Source organism: Streptomyces sp. NPDC059900 (assembly GCF_050270335.1).
GTDB lineage: Bacteria > Actinomycetota > Actinomycetes > Streptomycetales > Streptomycetaceae > Streptomyces.
Map to the genome: position 1 here is coordinate 1 of NZ_JBNNJZ010001104.1, position 1327 is coordinate 1327.

Annotated in this window: 1 protein-coding gene; it reads left to right on the forward strand. The window is 65.6% G+C overall.

The genetic code is table 11. The features are described from left to right. The first annotated feature begins 421 nt into the window (after positions 1 to 421). The gene (locus ACQKIP_RS47605; RefSeq protein ID WP_365864655.1) at positions 422 to 1270 is read left to right on the forward strand and encodes an RNA polymerase sigma factor SigF; all 849 of its coding nucleotides are present in this window, start codon (positions 422 to 424) and stop codon (positions 1268 to 1270) included. Positions 1271 to 1327 lie beyond the last annotated feature (57 nt).

The following is a 1327-nucleotide window of genomic DNA, read 5'->3' on the forward strand; positions in this document are numbered from 1 at the left end:
GTTCCACCCGCTCGACCCCGTACTGTTCCTGCAACGCCCCCGTCACGACATCGAGCAGCAAATGGGGAGCCGCATTGCGCAGCGCCCGCTCGACGGCAGCGAATCTGTCCACGTGATCCTGCTTCTCGTTAAGCCACACCCAAGTTGGAGCCCGGCCGACAGCGCCCCCCGGTCAGCCGGTCTTCGGCAAGGGGGACCTGCATCCAGTCCAACACGGGGCGCCCGCGTAGTCACACCGGCGGCTGGAGCTGTCAGGCAAGGGCGAATGCCTGGCTGAAGCCGGGCAACCTCCCACATCGTACGATGCACTGAGACAACTATTTCCCAGCAGCAAGAAAAATTGGGTCAACGCACATGCCTGCCATATGCCGGGGCAGGGGCCGTACGAGGAAGCGTTTGAACCACCAGGGGAGGTAGAGACATGTCACTGATCTCTGAGCAGGCTGCCGGTACCGCGGAGGACGCGCTGCCTTGGATCGAGGACACGGACAAGGTGGCGCCCAAGGACGCCCGGGCCCTGTCGAAGATGTTCTTCGACAAGCTCCAGACCTTGGAAGAGGGCACGCACGAATATCAGTACGCGCGCAACACCCTTATCGAGATGAACCTGACCCTCGTGCAGTTCGCGGCCCGCCGCTTCCGCAACCGGGGCAACGGCGACATGGAAGAGATTATTCAGGTCGGCACGATCGGCCTGATCAAGGCCATCGACCGGTTCGACCTCAGCCGCGAGGTCGAGTTCGCCACCTTTGCCATCCCTTACATCGTCGGCGAGATCAAGCGGTTCTTCCGGGACACCACCTGGGCCGTGCATGTTCCGCGACGGCTCCAGGAGCTGCGCGTGGAGCTGGCCAAGGCGAAGGAGGAGCTGGCCGGCGATCTGGACCACGAACCGACCGTAAAGGAGCTCGCCGACCATCTGTCCATCACCGAAGACGAGGTCATAGACGGACTCGTCGCCTCGAACGGTTACACCGCCGGTTCCCTGGAGGCACCCACCGACGGCGGTGAGAGCGCGGCCGCGCCGACGCGCACCCTGGCCGACGTGATGGGCGGACCGGACCCGGCGATGGAGACAGTGGAGGACCTCCATACCCTGGCGCCGCTCCTGGACGAGCTCGACGACCGGGAGCGCCGCATCCTCGAGCTGCGCTTCGGCCAGGAGATGACCCAGTCGCAGATCGGCGCCGAGCTGGGGGTCTCACAGATGCACATCTCGCGCCTTCTCACCGGCACCCTCACCAAGCTGCGCCACGGCATGCTGGCCTGACGCCGGCTTCAGGTCCCCCTCCCCGGCGCGGCGAGCGCCGGAGCCACGGCTCCGGCG